The organism is Roseixanthobacter pseudopolyaromaticivorans (assembly GCF_043195145.2).
In the GTDB taxonomy this organism is placed as follows: Bacteria; Pseudomonadota; Alphaproteobacteria; order Rhizobiales; family Xanthobacteraceae; genus NCEH01.
In genome coordinates, this window is the sequence record NZ_CM195539.1 from 380,309 (window position 1) to 396,042 (window position 15,734).

The 15,734-nt window shown below is 64.6% G+C and carries 14 protein-coding genes; 6 read left to right on the forward strand and 8 right to left on the reverse strand.

From position 1 onward, the window contains the following. Positions 1-129: 129 nt before the first annotated feature. Positions 130-1,095, reverse strand: coding sequence for a LysR substrate-binding domain-containing protein (locus V5F68_RS01730; protein ID WP_394014751.1), 966 nt, complete (start codon positions 1,093-1,095; stop codon positions 130-132). Positions 1,096-1,262: 167 nt separating this feature from the next. Here V5F68_RS01730 and V5F68_RS01735 point away from each other — a divergent pair, with 167 nt between their 5' ends. Then, the gene (locus tag V5F68_RS01735; protein WP_394014750.1) at positions 1,263-2,138 is read left to right on the forward strand and encodes a beta-keto acid cleavage family enzyme; all 876 of its coding nucleotides are present in this window, start codon (positions 1,263-1,265) and stop codon (positions 2,136-2,138) included. Positions 2,139-2,152: 14 nt separating this feature from the next. On the opposite strand, the gene V5F68_RS01740 is transcribed toward V5F68_RS01735, so the two are convergent. The 7 genes from V5F68_RS01740 to V5F68_RS01770 form a co-directional block, all read right to left on the reverse strand. Continuing rightward, the gene (locus V5F68_RS01740; protein WP_394014749.1) at positions 2,153-3,112 is read right to left on the reverse strand and encodes a LysR family transcriptional regulator; all 960 of its coding nucleotides are present in this window, start codon (positions 3,110-3,112) and stop codon (positions 2,153-2,155) included. 24 nt (positions 3,113-3,136) lie between these two features. Beyond that, positions 3,137-4,033: an HpcH/HpaI aldolase/citrate lyase family protein gene (locus V5F68_RS01745; RefSeq protein ID WP_394014748.1), complete on the reverse strand. Its 897-nt coding sequence runs from the start codon at positions 4,031-4,033 to the stop codon at positions 3,137-3,139. Next, positions 4,030-5,235 carry a CaiB/BaiF CoA transferase family protein gene (locus tag V5F68_RS01750; protein ID WP_394014747.1) on the reverse strand — a complete coding sequence of 402 codons (1,206 nt, stop codon included), beginning with the start codon at positions 5,233-5,235 and terminating at the stop codon, positions 4,030-4,032. The genes V5F68_RS01745 and V5F68_RS01750 overlap by 4 nt, the downstream gene beginning before the upstream one ends. An 8-nt stretch (positions 5,236-5,243) precedes the next feature. After that, on the reverse strand, positions 5,244-6,377 hold the full coding sequence (locus V5F68_RS01755; RefSeq protein ID WP_394014746.1) for a zinc-binding dehydrogenase: 1,134 nt from the start codon (positions 6,375-6,377) through the stop codon (positions 5,244-5,246). A gap of 79 nt (positions 6,378-6,456) precedes the next feature. Then, on the reverse strand, positions 6,457-7,899 hold the full coding sequence (locus V5F68_RS01760; protein ID WP_394014745.1) for an aldehyde dehydrogenase family protein: 1,443 nt from the start codon (positions 7,897-7,899) through the stop codon (positions 6,457-6,459). Positions 7,900-8,080: 181 nt separating this feature from the next. Beyond that, the gene (locus V5F68_RS01765; protein WP_394014744.1) at positions 8,081-8,887 is read right to left on the reverse strand and encodes an enoyl-CoA hydratase-related protein; all 807 of its coding nucleotides are present in this window, start codon (positions 8,885-8,887) and stop codon (positions 8,081-8,083) included. 80 nt (positions 8,888-8,967) lie between these two features. Next, a complete protein-coding gene (locus V5F68_RS01770; protein ID WP_394014743.1) occupies positions 8,968-10,011 on the reverse strand; it encodes a LacI family DNA-binding transcriptional regulator in 1,044 nt (347 codons plus the stop codon). Positions 10,012-10,194: 183 nt separating this feature from the next. On the opposite strand from V5F68_RS01770, the gene V5F68_RS01775 reads away from it, so the two are divergent. From V5F68_RS01775 to V5F68_RS01795, 5 genes are all read left to right on the forward strand, one after another. Beyond that, positions 10,195-11,415, forward strand: a complete 1,221-nt coding sequence (locus tag V5F68_RS01775) for a CaiB/BaiF CoA transferase family protein (protein ID WP_394014742.1) — start codon at positions 10,195-10,197, stop codon at positions 11,413-11,415. An 81-nt stretch (positions 11,416-11,496) separates the two neighbouring features. Further along, positions 11,497-12,792, forward strand: a complete 1,296-nt coding sequence (locus tag V5F68_RS01780) for an ABC transporter substrate-binding protein (RefSeq protein ID WP_394014741.1) — start codon at positions 11,497-11,499, stop codon at positions 12,790-12,792. A gap of 59 nt (positions 12,793-12,851) precedes the next feature. After that, on the forward strand, positions 12,852-13,706 hold the full coding sequence (locus V5F68_RS01785) for a carbohydrate ABC transporter permease (RefSeq protein ID WP_394014740.1): 855 nt from the start codon (positions 12,852-12,854) through the stop codon (positions 13,704-13,706). After that, positions 13,703-14,569 carry a carbohydrate ABC transporter permease gene (locus tag V5F68_RS01790; RefSeq protein ID WP_394014739.1) on the forward strand — a complete coding sequence of 289 codons (867 nt, stop codon included), beginning with the start codon at positions 13,703-13,705 and terminating at the stop codon, positions 14,567-14,569. Before V5F68_RS01785 ends, V5F68_RS01790 begins: the two co-directional genes overlap by 4 nt. A gap of 32 nt (positions 14,570-14,601) precedes the next feature. Further along, positions 14,602-15,699, forward strand: a complete 1,098-nt coding sequence (locus V5F68_RS01795) for an ABC transporter ATP-binding protein (protein WP_394014738.1) — start codon at positions 14,602-14,604, stop codon at positions 15,697-15,699. The last annotated feature ends 35 nt before the right edge of the window (positions 15,700-15,734 follow it).

Below are 15,734 nucleotides of genomic sequence, written 5' to 3' on the forward strand. Positions count from 1 at the left end.
GGGAGTGCCAAAGACCATGCCAAACTCCTGGGGTTTCCTTGATGATCTTCTTCTTTGCTGTCCCTTCATCGTTATGGCCGGGCATGGGGCCTGGCAAACGAGTTTTACGAAGCGTAATGTGAGAAAAACTCACAAAGAGGGTATGACGCGGCGCACCGGACTTCGGCGCCCTGCGGGGTTGGGAAGCCGCGGCGGGTTCATGGCGGCACAGAGATCCGCCGTCTTCTTCAGCTCGGTGGACAGCCAGTTGGCCATGGCCTTGGTATCGGGTCGTGCGCCGAGGTGCGGAGCGATCCACAGCACCAGCTTGCGCGGTCCCGGGACGAAGCCGAAGGGGGCGACGAGCCGGCCCGAGCGGATCTCGTCCAGCACCATCATGGCTGGCACCACCGCCACGCCGAGGCCGCACAAGGCGGCTTGGATCAACAGATAGAAATGTTCATAGGATTCCTGCGAATTGGGCTTGATGGCGGGGGAGAGCCCGACGAGCGCGGACCAGTCCTCCCACCCGTGCGGGCGGGTCTTGGTAGAAAGCAGCCGGGCCGTGCGCAGATCGTCGAGGCCCCGCAGCTTGCGCGCATCCCCATAGGTGGGCGCCCAGACGGGGCCGACCCATTCCGTCATCAATTCGTGGATGAGCACGTCACGCGGCGGCGGAATGACACTGTTGCGAATGGCGATGCTGACCTTGTCGCGGACGAAATCGACCTGGTCGTAATTCATGTTGAACTGGACTTCGATGTGCGGGTGCGCGGCATGGAAGCCGGCAATGCGCGGGATCAGCCAGTGCATCATGATGGTCGCCGAGCAGGAGACGGTGAGCGGCCCCGGGTTGAGCTGCTCGACGCTTGCGTCGATCAGGTTGAACGCCGTCGTCAGGCCCTCAGCGAGCCTCGCGCCCTCCGGCGTCGTCTCCATGGACTGGTGCTCCCGCCGCAGCAGCGGGAGGCCGAAGGTCTCTTCCAGCGCCCGCACATGCCGGCTGATCGCACCGTGCGTCACGCACAACTCGGCGGCGGCCGCCGTCATGCTGCGCAGCCGCGCGGTGGCTTCGAAGGCACGCAATGCATTGAGGGATGCTTTTGGAATGCTCATGGCCGCTCCTCACCCGACATATCGGAGGGGCGACCATAAGTGTTGTGAGCTTTCCTCACAACGAAGCCCAAAAAGGTCATTTGCGATGAACGCAAGGGCCCTTTAGCGTCCTTGGGGCAGGTCGCTGGGAGGCGACCCGCATCAGCGGACGTTCGAAAGATCCCCAAATGAAAAAAATGATCATCGAGGCGCGCGTCAACGAATATGCCATGCGGGACCGCAATCCCCACGTCCCATGGACCGCCGACGAAATCGCCGAAACCGCAGCGCGTTGCCGGGAGGCTGGAGCCTCGATCCTCCATTTCCACGCGCGCGCGCCGGACGGGGCTCCGCTCCATACCGTGGAGGAGAATGCCGACGTCATCCGCAAAGTGCGGGCGAAGTGCGACATCCTCATCCTGCCCACGCTTGGGTTCATCGCCAGCGACGACGACCCGCACGGTCGGATGGACTGCATGATGGAACTGGCGAAGGACCCCGCAACCCGGCCGGATATCGTTCCGGTCGATACCGGCACCGCCAATCTCGAATCCTACGACGCCGCGACCCGGACCTTTTCGCATACGGACCGGGTCTATAAGAACCGCACCGACGTGGTGATCTCCTACGTCGAGCGTCTGAAGGCCGCGCACATCAAGCCGAAGCTCGTCTGCTGGTCGGTGGGCTTCATGCGCCGCGCGGAGGCGCTGATCGACATGGGGCTCGCAGCCGAGCCCGCCTATTTCCTGCTGAATATGACCGATGCGCCCTTCATCACCGGACATCCGGGCACAGTGGACGGCCTTGAAGCGCATCTGCGCTTCCTGCCGTCGCGCGCCCGCCATTACTGGACCGCAAACATCGTCGGCGGCAACCTGCTGGACTTGTGCGATACGGTGGCGCGCCGCGGCGGCAACATCGCCCCTGGCATCGGCGACTTTCCCTATGTGGAACTGGGGTGTCCGCGCAACGAGGAGGTCATCCACCACGCGGCCCAGATCGCGCGTGCCGCGGGCCGGGAGATCGCCTCGCCGCAGGATGTCCGGGAGATGCTGGAGCTCTGATCCGTGGGGCATCGTCAACACAGCCGCCGAGCTTTCCATTCCTCCGAATCCGCCAGCGATAGCAGCGTGTCGACGGCGGTCTGTGCCACCGCCATGGTGGCACGGGAGGAAGGGCGGTTGAGGGGCGTGGCGAGATATACGGTGCGCGTGACGCCGGGATCGACGACGCGGAAGGAATGCAGCTTCAGACCTTCCGCGGCGTTGGCATTGGCGCTGGCATCGCGGGCCGCCAGCGAGCCGATGGTGACGCCATGGCCGCGTCGCACCATCTCGAAGATCTGCGGCGAGGCATCGAGCTCTATCGCCACATTGAGCGGAATGGCATGGCGCCGCGCCGTGACCTCGAGGAGGCTCCGCAGGCCGTGCTCGGGACCGGGCATGACGAGGCGGAGATGCTGGATATCCCGCAGGCGGATTTCCCCCGCTGTGGTCAGGTGGGGGGCGACCGTGCGCGGATCGTAGGTGCTGACGTAGAGGTCCTCCTCGGCGATCGGCTGGAGCGATGCGCTCTTGTCCGTCGCCGCACCGCCGCCGAAGACCAGCGCGGCATCCAGCGTTCCCTCGCGCAGCCAGCTTGCGATGTAGCCCGACATGCTTTCCACCACCCGTAGGCGGACCTGTGGCAGCTTTTCCTGGCAGGTCTCGATCAGCCGCACCGTGAGCAGCCCCACCAGCGAACCGGGAACGCCGAAGCGCACGTTGCCGACCGGCTCCTTGCCGCGGCTCAGCATGCTGGCCTTGGCGTCCTCCGAGAGCTTCAAGATCGCATAGGCATGCGAGAGCAATTCACGCCCCTGTTCGGTCAGCGCGAGGCCGCGCGCTTGGCGGTCGAACAATTGGGTGCCGAATTCGCCTTCGAGATCTTTAAGCCGTGCGCTGAGGGAGGGTGGGCTGCTGTGCAGAATCTTGGCAGACGCGACCAGCGAGCCGGTCTCGGCTATCGCTACGAATATGCGGAGGTCGCGAAGGTCCATGGTGTCCTCGGGCTCGGCGGGCCGTTACGGCCGGGGCTTCCGCATTTTTTCCAAAGCCTCGTGGCGCGCAAGAATGGCCCGGGCACGGTCGGCGACCGGAAGGTCCAGCATGGCGCCGCGGAAGGTCACCGCGCCAATCCCCTGCGCCAGCGCCTCTTCGAAGGCGGCGCGCGCACCGCGGGCCCACTCTATTTCGTCCGCCGAGGGGGCGAACACCTCGTTCATGATCGGCACCTGGCTCGGATGGATGCAGAAGCCGCCGGTAAAGCCCATCTCGCGTGCCTGGGTGATGGTCCGCCGGAAGGCGGCGGTGTCGGCATAATCGGCGACGCTGCCGACGAAGCCGATCGGCTGGATTCCGGCGCTCCGCGCGGCGACTACGGCGTGGGCATTGTGGACGTAAAGGGTGTCGTATGTCGGCGAGGCGCCCAGCGAGACCGCCAGATCCTCCGCGCCCACCGTCATGCCGGCGATGCGGGGATGGCTTGCCGCGATCGCCGGCATGTTGAGCAGGCCCTCGGCGGTCTCGATCATGACGATGAGACGCGTGTGGCCGCGCTCCAACCCGCGCTCCGCCTCCAGTTCGTCGAGGATTTCCGAGATGGTGCGCACGTGGGACGCATCGGGCACCTTCGGCAAGGTGAGGCAGCACACGTGGGGCCCCACCGCCGCCTCCATATCCGCCATCGCGTCCCGCCAGGGGCGGTTGATGCGGACAATCACGTCGAGCTGCTGCTGCGCGAGCCGCGCGGCGGCCGCCGGGAGGGCGCGACGCGCGTCTGGCTTCTGGCTCGGGGGCGTTGCGTCTTCCAGGTCGAGTTGGATCGCATCGGCATCCCGCTCCGCTGCGCGGGCAAGGAAGCGCTCATTCAGAACGGGAATGAACAAAAGGGAGCGCCAAGCGGGCGCGGGCGTGCTCATTGCGAAATCTCCACGGCGGATCCGCGCGCCGGTATGCCGAGCTCGCGCAGAATTTCTTCATTGTGCTCGCCCACATTGGGTGCAGGGCGGCGGAAGATGCCGGGCGTGGCCGAGAAACGAGGGATGATGTTGGGCATCGGTATCGAGCCGAGGTCGCGGTCCTCCACCTCGACGATGGCTCCACGGCCCAAGACATAGGGATGCGCGACGAGGTCGGCCACGGAGCAGACCGGGCCGACGGTGACACCCGCCGCGTCGAACAGTGCGAGGTTCTCCGCCTGGTCGCGCGTGGCAACGAAGGCAGCGATGATGGCGTCCAGCTCGTCGCGATTGGCGACGCGGGCGTCGTTATCTACGAAGCGGGGATCGCTCTTGAGCTCCGGCCGGCCGATGGTGTCGAGGATCCGTTCCGCCATGGATTGCATGGAGCCGGACATCGCCACATAGGCCCCGTCGGCGCAGCGATAGACGTTGCGCGGCGCGGTGTGGGAGGATTGGTTTCCGGCGCGCTCCGTGGGCCGGCCGGTGATGCGCAATTGCGCCGCTTCCGCCCCGATCATGGCGTGGATGGGCTCGAATAGGGACAGATCGATCACCTGTCCCGGTGCGCCGTTGAGTTCCGTCGCGCGCAAGGCGGCGAGGATCGCCGAAGCGCCGTAGAGGCCGGAGATCATGTCGGCCAAGGCCAGGGGCGGCAAGGTGGGTGGCTTGTCCGCATGGCCGTTCATGAAGGCCCAGCCGGACATGGCCTCGACCAGCGTGCCGAAGCCGGGACGCAGGCTCCAGGGCCCCGTCTGCCCCCAGCCGGAGACGCGCAGGACGATCAAGCGCGGGTTGCGCGTGTGCAGGACGTCGGGACCGAGGCCCCAGCGCTCCAGCGTGCCGGGCACGAAGTTCTCCACCAACACCTGGGCGGTGTCGATCAGGCGCAGCAGCAGGTCGCGTCCGTCCTCGGAATGGATGTCGAGCGCGACGCTGCGCTTGTTGCGCGAATAGACCTTCCAGAAGACCTCAATGCCGTCGACCTTCCAGCCGCGCAGATCGTCCCCCTTGCCGGGACGCTCGATCTTGATGACATCGGCCCCGTAATCCGCGAGCACATGGGTGGCCATGTTGCCGGCCACCAGGCGGGACATGTCGAGCACGCGCACCCCGTCGAGGGGGCCGGACCGGTCGGGCGTGAACTGCACCGTGTCTGTCATGGCCGTCCTCACGTCATCACGATGAGCGGCTTGATTTCCTCAAGCCGATGCATGCGTTCCAGCGCGGTGTTGACATCGGCCAGAGCAAAACGGCCGGTGATCATCTTGCCGAAGGGGATCGTGTCGATATGGGCTGACGCGAATTGCAGCGCCTTCCAATAGGACTTCACATCGCCCGAGAAGGAGCCGATGACGCGGATGTTCTTCTTGACGATGGTCGAGGGGCTGAAGGTCGTGGTGCCGCCGCCCAATTGGCCGACGGTGAGATAGCGCCCGCCCTTGCGTACCAGGTCCAGCCCTTCTCCGAACGCATCCGGGTGGCCGGTGAATTCCATGACGATGTCCGGCCCGCGCCCATCGGTGAGCGCCCGCAATTCCGCGGCACGGTCCGCATGGGTCGTGCCCTCGATGGTGAAGACGTGGGTGGCGCCGAACTCCTGCGCCAGGGCGAGGCGCGGGGCCGGCGCTCCGATGACGCTCACGGTGCGGGCGCCCGCAACGCGCGCCACCGCCGCCGCCAATATGCCGAGCGGCCCGGCGCCCTGGATCGCCACGTGCTCGGACGGATCGATCGGCCCGAGATTGTCGAAGGCGTTCATCACCGAGCGGAAAGCGCAGGAGCACAGGCTGGCGACTGCATCGTCCAGATTGTCCGGCACCCGGACGCGGCCGGACTGGGGCAGCACATAGCCATATTCGGAGAAGCCGCCGAGCAGATACGGCGGCTTCTCGATATTCTCATACATGTACGCGCGGCGGTTCTCGCACAGGGTGGGCTGTCGGGCGACGGTGCAGAAGAAGCACTGGCCGCAGGCGGTGTGGGTCCAAAGGATGCGGTCGCCGATGGCGAGCTTCTGGCCGACGCTGTCGCGCTCCGCCCCTGCGCCGATGGCCACGACGCGCCCGACCATCTCGTGGCCGAGGATAATCGGCAGGTCCACGGTGAGCGAGAGATTGCCGCGCGAAAGGTGCACGTCCGTGCCGCAGATGGAGCAGGCGGTCGTGCGCACGATCAGGGCGCCCGGCTCCGGAGCCCGAGGGACCGGCACGCATTCGATTTTCACCGGTTCTCCGAAGCGGCGCACCACCGCCGCGCGGGAGAATTCAGGCAGCTCGGCCAGGTTGGGGGCAGTGCCGGTCATGGGCAAGAACTCACAGGATTGGAAAGGGTAGGGGCTCGCGGATGCTCGCCCCGCGTCACGGCGCGCTTTGCGTCGGTCCTTACCGGGTGTGGTCGATCACCACGGTCTTGGCCACCGTGTATTCGTGCAGCGCCTCGAAGCCCTTCTCGCGTCCGTGTCCGCTCTTGCCGAAGCCGCCGAACGGCAGCTCGATGCCGCCGCCGGCGCCGTAGCCGTTGATGTAGATCTGGCCCGCGCGAATGCCCTTCGCCATGCGCATCTGGCGGCCGCCGTCGCGGGTCCACACGCCGGCGATGAGGCCGTAATCGGTGCCGTTGGCGAGGCGCAGGGCATCGTCCTCGTCGTCGAACGGCAGGGCCGCGAGCACCGGGCCAAACACTTCCTCGCGGGCCAGCTCGTGGGTGCGCGGCACCAGGCCGAACAGCGTCGGAGGCACGAAATACCCGTCCTTGGACGCCTGCGGATGGATCTTGCCCTGGGCGGCGATCTCCACATTGTCCTCGGCGGCGCGTTCGAGAAAGCCGGTGACGCGGTCGCGCTGGACCGCATTGATGACCGGTCCGCAATCCAGATCCTGGCTGGGATGTCCCACCTCGACCGCTGCCATGCGACGGGCCAGGCGGCCCATGAAGGGTTCGTAGATGGAGCGCTCGATCAGCACCCGCGACCCGGCGGAACAGGTCTGCCCGGTGTTCTGCACGATGGCGCCGATGATGATTTCCACCGCCTTGTCCTGGTCGGCGTCGGCGAAGACGATCTGGGGGGATTTTCCGCCGAGTTCGAGCACGCAGGGCACATGGTTTTCCGCGGCGGCCCGCTGCACCAGCGTGCCCACCTCCGGGGAACCGGTGAACGACAGGAAATCGATGCCCGGATGGCATGCGAGCGCCGCGCCGGCTTCCTCACCGAGGCCTGTCACCACATTGATGACGCCGGCCGGAAAGCCGATCTGGCGGGCCAATTCGGTCAGGCGCAGGCAGGAGAGCGAAGCTTCCTCGGCGGGCTTGAGAATGGTGGTATTGCCCGCCGCAAGCGAGGCGGCCAGTGTGCGGCCGAACATGGAGGCGGGATAGTTCCAGGGAATGATGTGGCCCGTGACACCGCGCGGCTCGCGCAGCACCATCACTTGGTAACCGGCCAGGAACGGAATGGCCTCGCCGTGGATCTTGTCGGCGGCGCCGCCGTAATATTCGAAATAGCGGGCGGTCACGCGGATATCGTTACGCGCCAGCTTCATGGGCTTGCCGGTGTCGGCGGCTTCGACCTCCGCCAATTCCTCAAGATTATCAAGGATCAGCAGGCCGAGCCGGCTGAGGAGACGCCCGCGTTCCAGCGCCGGCGTAGCACCCCACACTGTCTGGAAGGCATTGCGGGCGGCTTTTACAGCCAGGTCGATATCGGCTTCTCCCCCGCGCGCGATATGCCCGATGGTCGCCCCGGTGCTCGGGTCCAGGACCGGCACGACTTCACCCGAAACAGGGGCGGTCCACTTGCCGTCGATAAAGACCTGATCGTGGTCCATACGCATCCTCCCGACATCTCATTCTTGAGTTTTGCGGATGCTGGTACGCCAGGGTGCATTCGACAATGCTGAAAAATGAGAAGGACCATTCGGAAAAGCTGAACGGCGCGCGTAGTCACCGGCAGGCCGGTTCATATCCGGCTATGGGTGACGTTCCCCTGCACGTCACGCCTCCTTTCCCTCAGCTGCCCTGAAAACGCGGCTGCCGCTTTTCCGCGAAGGCGGCCATGCCCTCCTTCTGGTCCTGCGTGGTAAAAGCGTGGCGGATCGCCCGGCGCTCGATGTGCAGCCCGGCGCCGAGCGGCGTATCGTAGGCGGCGAGAACGGCTTCCTTCACCAGTCGCGCCGCAATCGGCGGCTTGGTGGCGATGATGCGGGCAAGTTCGCACGCGCGCTCGAGAGTTTTGCCAGGGGGAACGACCTCAGCCACAAGCCCGGCCGCGAGCGCCCTCGCCGCGTCGATGGGCTCGCCCGTCAGCATCATCTTCATGGCAAGCGACTTGCCGACCACGCGCGTCACACGTTGCGTCGCGCCATCTCCAGGCAGGATGCCGATATTGATTTCAGGCTGGCCGAAGCGGGCGGTTTGCGACGCGACGATCATATCCGCCAGCATCGACAGTTCGTGGCCGCCGCCGAAGCAAATGCCTTCCACGGCCGCGATCAGGGGTTTCGGGAAACCGGCGATCGCATCCCATGCCGCCTGGCGACCGGAATGCTCCAGCGCGGCAAAGCCCCAGGTCTGCATCTCGGTGATGTCGGCCCCTGCGCAAAAGAAATCTGGGCCCCCTGTGAGCACCACGCAGCGGACCTGCGGATCGTCGATCGCATCGGTGCAGATGCCGGCGAGTTCGATGAGCAGCGCGCGGCTTAGCGCATTGCGCTTTTGCGGACGGTTGAGTGTGACGACCAGCACGCCGTCGCGCGGCGCTTCGGCGAGCACCAGCGGAGCGGTCTGGGTTGACGGGCGGGCGAGCGTCTCAGTCATGGGCGACCTCCGAAATCGATTTTATGAAAACGTTTTCTGAAATCGATATAGCAGAGGAGCAGCGCTGGGGTACAGCCTCATCACGCCCGTGCGAGGCGCCTCGGATTGGTGGTGCGGGCCTTGGCCGTGGTGCCACGGATCACGATCCGGAATGGCAGGTCGGTGACTAAGGGAATGGGCAGGCCGGAGATGGCATTGATGAGATGATCGGCGGCGCCGCGCCCAATTTCGGCGGCAGGAATGCTCACCGTGGTCAGCGGGGGCTCAAGCTGGGATGAAAGTTCGATATCGTCGAAGCCGGTGATGGAAAGGGCTCCCGGCACATGAATGCCCATGGCCCGCGCCTCGGTCATCGCACCCACCGCGAGGGTGTCGGTGGTGCAGATGATGGCGGTGATCTGTGGATGGGATTTCATCAATTGCTGCAAGCCCATGCGCCCCTGGACGAGGGAGTGCTCGGCCTTGATGAGGCGGCTCTTCGGCAAGGCGATTCCCGCTTCCTCAAGGGTTTTCAGGATGCCGGCGAGGCGGGCGCGGGAGCGGTCGTTGGCGGCGGGAACGTTGGCGATGACCCCCACCTCGCGATGCCCGAGCCCCATGAGATAGCGCGTCATATCCCGCGTCGCCGCCTCATTGTCGATGCCGATGGCCGGGGTGCCGCGCTTGGAGTGCGCGACATATGTAATGACCACCGGAATGCCATGCTTTTTGATCAGCGCATGGACCTCGTTTGAAGATGAATCACCGACCAGGACGATGGCATCCACGCCGCGCTCTATGAGGGCGCGGACTTCCTGCAATTCTTTCTTCAGATCATACTGCGAATTCGCAAGAAGCAAAGTATATCCGTGCTCGCTCAGGCGGTTTTGAAGGGCCTCGACACCCTCGGCGAAAATGCTGATGCCGAGCGTGGGCACAACCGCCCCAATGGTGTGCGTGCGGCCGGACTTGAGGGCCCGCGCGGCGGCATCGCGCGTATAGGAAAGGCTTGCCACCGCTTGGGAAACCTTATCGCGCAGTTCGGGGCGGACGATGCCCGGGTGGTTGAGCACGCGCGAAACCGTGGCGAGCGAAACCCCGGCGAGCTTTGCGACGTCTTCCAGTTTCGTTTTGTGTTTAATCAAGAATCCGCCCCTTAAAACTGCAGTTTCGGCCGAATTTTCAAAGCCCTTCGGCATTCGATTATGCCGGGATCTTCGCCCCGAGGTCCATAAGGGTTGACAGGCCCTCAACCCATTTCTATCCTGAAATCGTTTTCAGAAACAGCCCGGACGCAAGGGCTTGAAAAATCACAGGGGAGCGAGGCGTTGGACCACCTCAAAGGCATTCGAATCCTCAGCTTCAATCATTTCCTGATGGGACCGGTGGGCATCCAGCAGCTCGCCGACCTCGGCGCGGACGTGATCGCTGTGGAATCCACCGAGGGCGCGTTCCAGCGCAAATGGGGTGGCGCGAACAAGGACGTGGGCGGCCAGACCATGCTTCTGCTCGCCGGCAACCGGAACAAGCGCAGTCTTGCGCTGAACCTGAAAGACAAGAAGGGCCTCGCCATCGCCCGCGAACTGATCGCCACCGCAGACGTGGTGGCGGAGAATTTCCGCCCGGGTGTGATGGACAAGCTGGGCCTCGGCTACGAGGCTGCCAAGCAGATCAAGTCCGATATCATCTATGCCTCGGCCTCTGGCTATGGCGCGGATGGGCCCTATGTGAACAAGCCGGGGCAGGATCTCATCATCCAGGCCATGTCGGGCCTTGCCACCATTACCGGCACCCGGGAGCACGGCCCGCGGGCGGTGGGCGTCTCGGCGGTGGACCATCACGGCGCAGCCCTGTTCGCCAGCGGCATCATGGCGGCTTTGCTCGGCCGCATGCGGACCGGCAAGGGGTGCAAGGTGGACGTCAGCCTGCTGTCCGCCGCCATCGACCTGCAGCTGGAATCCTTCACCTGCTATCTCAATGGCGTCCGCCCGGATGATGTGCGCCAGCCGGGCAATATCTCCGGCTGGTATTACGGCGCACCCTACGGCATCTATCCCACGCAAGATGGCCACATCGCCATTTCGCTCGGTTCGCTCGACGCCCTCAGCGCGGCGCTGGATATTCCCGCAGACCAGCGGGTGGCTGATGCCCAATGCTATACGCATCGCGACCAGGCGACGCCAGCGATCGCGGCGGCGCTTGCCGCCCGCACCACCGCGGATTTGGTGGCCACTTTCGATGCCGCCGGCATCTGGCATTCGCCGGTGAACGATTATCCGGCCGTGGTGGACGACCCGCAGGTGCGCCACAACCAGAGCTTCCAGACCATAATTGGCGCGACGGGCGACCCCATTACTCTGGTCACCCATCCGGTCCGCTATGACGGGCAGGCGCCGCAGATCAAGCTTCCGCCGCAGCCTCTCGGCGCGCAGACCGCCGATATCCTGAAAGAGATCGGCTACGCCGCCGCCGCGATCGAGGACTTGCTCGCCCAGGGCATCGTCGGCGCGCCCGCGAAAGCCGAAGCGGCGGAGCCGGTCTGCGCCTGAAGCGCTTACGCATATTTTCAGAACAACGGCGTCACACGACCGGGAATCCGGCGAGACACTTGGCTTCGGGGAGGAGCAAACATGAGTAAATTCAAATCGTCGCGACTATTGGCCGGGCTCGGGCTGGTGGCGGGCCTCTCAGCCCTCGCGCCCGGAGCGGCCTCGGCCGCGACGGATCTGACCATCTGCTACATGAACCATCCGGTTCAGACGGCAAACCTGGCGATCCTGGAAAAGTGGGCCAAGAAGCAGGATATCAACCTGACCAAGACGCCCATGTCTTATTCCATCTATCTGCCCAAGATCACGCAAATGCTGGCGAATAATTCGACCGGGCAGTGCGACATCATCTGGCACAATGACGACTGGGGCCAGGACTGGGCGCAATACCTCGTCTCCACGGACGACATTCCCGAAATCAAGAACGTGGCCGAAGGCCAGCTGGAACCCTTCTTCAACGAAAAGGGACAGCCGACCACCGTTCCGATGGCGACCACCGCCGGCATCTTCTTTTACCGAACGGATCTCGTCTCCGAGGCGGAAGTGCCGAAGACGTGGGATGATCTGGTGAAGGTTTCCCAGAAGCTCCAGAAGGATGGCAAGGTGAAATGGGGCTACGTGGGGGGCATGACCTTCACGAACACCTTCTTCAGCTTCTGGTGGTCGCTCTGGAACAACAATTGCGACGTCTATGCGCCCGCCTATGAGCGCGACAATGCCGTGCTCTCGAAGAACGGCTGGAAGCCCATGACCGCCGACGCCTGCCAGGTGCAGACCGCCGAATTCTGGTGGGATGCCCTGCATAAGAACAATATCAGCCCGCCCGGCATGTCGACCTATTCGCGCGATGAGGCGAATGCCATCTTCCAGGCCGGCGATGCCGCCTTCACGGTGGCGGATTCCACCTTGCTCGGCACCTATAACGACCCGAAGAAATCGAAGGCCGCCGGCCATGTGGGCATGGCGCGCTTCCCGCAGGGGCCCATGTCGAAGGAGCACCGCTCCTGGATCGACATCTGGGGCTGGTCGATCCCCAAAAGCGTGACGCCGGAGAAGCAGAAGGCCGCGAAAGCGCTGCTCGGCGCCATGATGACCGATTACGAGGGCCAGATCGCCCAGTGGGAGCAGACCGGCGGCCCCCCGCCCAACAGCAAGGTGTGGGCCATGCTCGACAAGGCCGACCCGGTGTGGCGGCAGGTCAAGGGCATCCTGTTCGACTCCGCCCATGTGCATGACGCTTATTACTTCCGAAATTGGGCGGTGGTGCATAAAACCTATTCGGATATTCTGATCAAGGCCGTCACCGGCGCGCGGGAAGACATTCCCAAGGTGCTCACGGAAGGCGCGCCAGCGATCCAGCAAGGGGCCATGCGATGAGCATGGCGCCGGCCAGCGCGGCTCACAGGCCGCGCCTGCTCGGGGAGAAGGAGCGCTTCATGCTCCTTCTCATCGCGCCTGCCGCTTTGGTGCTGCTCTCGTTCGAAGTGGTGCCGATCCTCATCGGCATGAATGCTTCGTTCCGCGACTGGTCGCTGGTTAATCCGCAGAAGACCTGGGTGGGCCTGCGCCACTATGTGGAGGTCTTCACCGACCCTGTATTCCTGAAGATTGTGCTGCCGAACACCTTCATCCTGATGGTGTCTTCGGTCACCCTCTCGCTGGTGTTCGGGCTGGCGCTGGCGCATCTGCTGAAGCGCCAGTTCTTCGGCCGGCTGCTGATCCAGACCGTGGTGCTGCTGCCGCTGACCATCGCGCCGGTGATCACCGCGACGATGATGCGCTGGTCGTTCAATGATCAGTTCGGCATACTGACCACGCTGCTTGCCTATATTGGCGTGCCTCAGGTCGGCTGGCTCTCCGAGCGCTGGCCGAGCTTCATCATCATCATCCTCACGGACGTGTGGATCTGGACCCCGTGGTTCACCATCATCCTGCTGGCGGCGCTCCAGGGCCTGCCCAAGGAGCCCTATGAGGCGGCGCAGATCGATGCCGCTAGCAAATGGGGCATCTTCACCCACGTCACCTTGCCGCTGCTGCGGCCAGTGATCGCCGTGTGCGTGCTCATCCGCGCCATCGATGCGTTTCGCACCTTCGATCAGGTCTGGGTGCTCACCGGCGGCGGGCCGGCGCGCAGCACCGAGGTGTTCTCCGTCTATGCCTATGTGGAGGCGTTCGTGAATCTCGATCTCGGCCGCGGCGCGGCGGCGGCGGGCGCAGGCGCCATCATCATGCTGGCGGTGGGCCTCGGCCTCTATGCCATCGTCAACCGCGCCATGGAGGTTTCCCGATGAGCCTGTCGCTCGCCGTCTCCTCCACCGGCCCCCGCGCCCAGGCGGGCGGCTTTTTCGGCTTTCTCGGCGTCGCCGGCCGGCGGGTGTTCTTCGCGCTGCTGGTGATCGCGATCCTGATGATTTTCATCGGGCCAGTGGCGATCCTGCTGCTCACCTCCGTGCGCCCGCCTTCAGGCGTGTATTACATCTGGCGAGGATGGGAATTCACGCTCGACAATTTCGCCGAGGTGCTGGCCCAGCCAGTCGTGCTGCATTCCATGTGGAACAGCTTCGTCCTTTCCTCCATCGCGACGGTGGCTTCGCTCGGCGTCACGGTGGGCAGCGGCTACATGCTGTCGCGCTTCACCGGGCCCATTCAACGCAGCTGGTTCGGCATCATCTATGTTTTCCGCACCGTGCCCTACATCTCCTGGGTGCTGCCGCTCTATTTGGTGACGACCAATCTCGGTATCTACGATACTTATCTCGGACTGCTGCTGCCTCACGTGGCGGTGCACGTGTGCTTCTTCTCCTGGATCATGAAGGGCTTCTTCGACAGCATCAGCCCCTCCATGGAGCATGCGGCGCTGATCGACGGCTGCACCCGCTGGGGCGCGTTCTGCCGGGTGGCGCTGCCGTCCGCCATGCCGGGCATCGCGGCGCTCGCTATCCTGTCCTGGCTGTGGACCTGGAACGAGTTCCTGTTCGGCCTCATCCTCACGGCGCAGCGCACGCCGGTGATCACCGTCACCATGGCGCAGTTCGTCACCGAGACCGGCACCGAATGGCATCTCATGAGCGCGACCGCCGTGCTCGCCATGCTGCCGGCGCTGCTCATCACGATCTTCGGACAGAAATACGTCGTCCGCGGCCTGCGCATGTAGGCCGAACGGGCGCATCACGGAGGATTTTTCCAATGGCCGAAGTCATTCTGAAAGATGTCTGCAAGACCTACGGCTCGCTGCATGTGGTGCAGGACGTGAGCCTGCATATCCAGGATCGCGAATTTTTGGTGCTGGTGGGGCCCTCGGGCTGTGGCAAGTCCACCACCCTGCGCATGGTGGCGGGTCTGGAGGGCATCAGCACGGGTACGATCCAGATCGGCAGCACGGTGGTCAACGACCTGCCGCCCAAAGACCGGGACATCGCCATGGTGTTCCAGAATTACGCGCTCTACCAGCACATGACGGTCTACGACAATCTCGCTTTCGGCCTGCGCAACCGCAAGGTTTCCGAAGACAAGATCAAGCAGGAGGTGATGCGGGCCACCGAGATCCTCGGCCTCGGCCCGCTGCTGGCGCGCAAGCCGCAGCAATTGTCCGGCGGCCAGCAGCAGCGCGTGGCGTTGGGTCGCTGCATTGTGCGCCACCCCCAAGTGTTCCTGTTTGACGAGCCGCTCTCCAACCTCGACGCCAAGCTGCGGGCGCAGATGCGTGTGGAGCTGAAGCGCTTGCGCGAGCGGGTGGAGACCACCTCCATCTATGTCACCCACGACCAGGTGGAAGCCATGACGCTCGGCGACCGGGTTGTGGTGATGAAGGACGGCTGCATCCAGCAGGTGGGCACGCCGCTCGACATCTACAACCGGCCGAAGAACCGCTTCGTCGCGAGCTTCATCGGTGCGCCGGCCATGAACTTCCTGCCGGTGGATATCGTCCAGAAGGGCGATTTCTTTCACGCCGAGGCGCAGGACTTCTCGATCCGCCTGCCGCCGCAGCGCGCCGCGATGTTCGCCCGCACCAACTGCCGCCCGGTGACGCTCGGAGTGCGGCCGGAGCAGGTGTGCTTCGGCCAGTGCCCGGCCGGGCATGAGACCGCCTTCTCCGCTCCCGTGGAAGTCACCGAGCAGCTCGGCGCGGAAATGGTGATCGGCGTGCGCGCCGGCGACACGCTGATGATGGCCTCACGCATCGCACCCGAGGCCCCCATCGCCGTGCACGACCATGTCCCGCTCTGGCTCGACCCGCGTGGCCTGCATTTCTTCGATCGCGAGAGCGAGGAAGCCATCAACTGACGGGCGCTCCCTCGAGGACCACTCCCGCCGCATTT

Bases quoted from the DNA above. Each gene is read 5' to 3' on its own strand.
- V5F68_RS01730 (WP_394014751.1), bottom strand. From the start codon at position 1,095: ATGAGCATTCCAAAAGCATCCCTCAATGCATTGCGTGCCTTCGAAGCC.
- V5F68_RS01735 (WP_394014750.1), top strand. From the start codon at position 1,263: ATGAAAAAAATGATCATCGAGGCGCGCGTCAACGAATATGCCATGCGG.
- V5F68_RS01740 (WP_394014749.1), bottom strand. From the start codon at position 3,112: ATGGACCTTCGCGACCTCCGCATATTCGTAGCGATAGCCGAGACCGGC.
- V5F68_RS01745 (WP_394014748.1), bottom strand. From the start codon at position 4,033: ATGAGCACGCCCGCGCCCGCTTGGCGCTCCCTTTTGTTCATTCCCGTT.
- V5F68_RS01750 (WP_394014747.1), bottom strand. From the start codon at position 5,235: ATGACAGACACGGTGCAGTTCACGCCCGACCGGTCCGGCCCCCTCGAC.
- V5F68_RS01755 (WP_394014746.1), bottom strand. From the start codon at position 6,377: ATGACCGGCACTGCCCCCAACCTGGCCGAGCTGCCTGAATTCTCCCGC.
- V5F68_RS01760 (WP_394014745.1), bottom strand. From the start codon at position 7,899: ATGGACCACGATCAGGTCTTTATCGACGGCAAGTGGACCGCCCCTGTT.
- V5F68_RS01765 (WP_394014744.1), bottom strand. From the start codon at position 8,887: ATGACTGAGACGCTCGCCCGCCCGTCAACCCAGACCGCTCCGCTGGTG.
- V5F68_RS01780 (WP_394014741.1), top strand. From the start codon at position 11,497: ATGAGTAAATTCAAATCGTCGCGACTATTGGCCGGGCTCGGGCTGGTG.
- V5F68_RS01785 (WP_394014740.1), top strand. From the start codon at position 12,852: ATGCTCCTTCTCATCGCGCCTGCCGCTTTGGTGCTGCTCTCGTTCGAA.
- V5F68_RS01790 (WP_394014739.1), top strand. From the start codon at position 13,703: ATGAGCCTGTCGCTCGCCGTCTCCTCCACCGGCCCCCGCGCCCAGGCG.
- V5F68_RS01795 (WP_394014738.1), top strand. From the start codon at position 14,602: ATGGCCGAAGTCATTCTGAAAGATGTCTGCAAGACCTACGGCTCGCTG.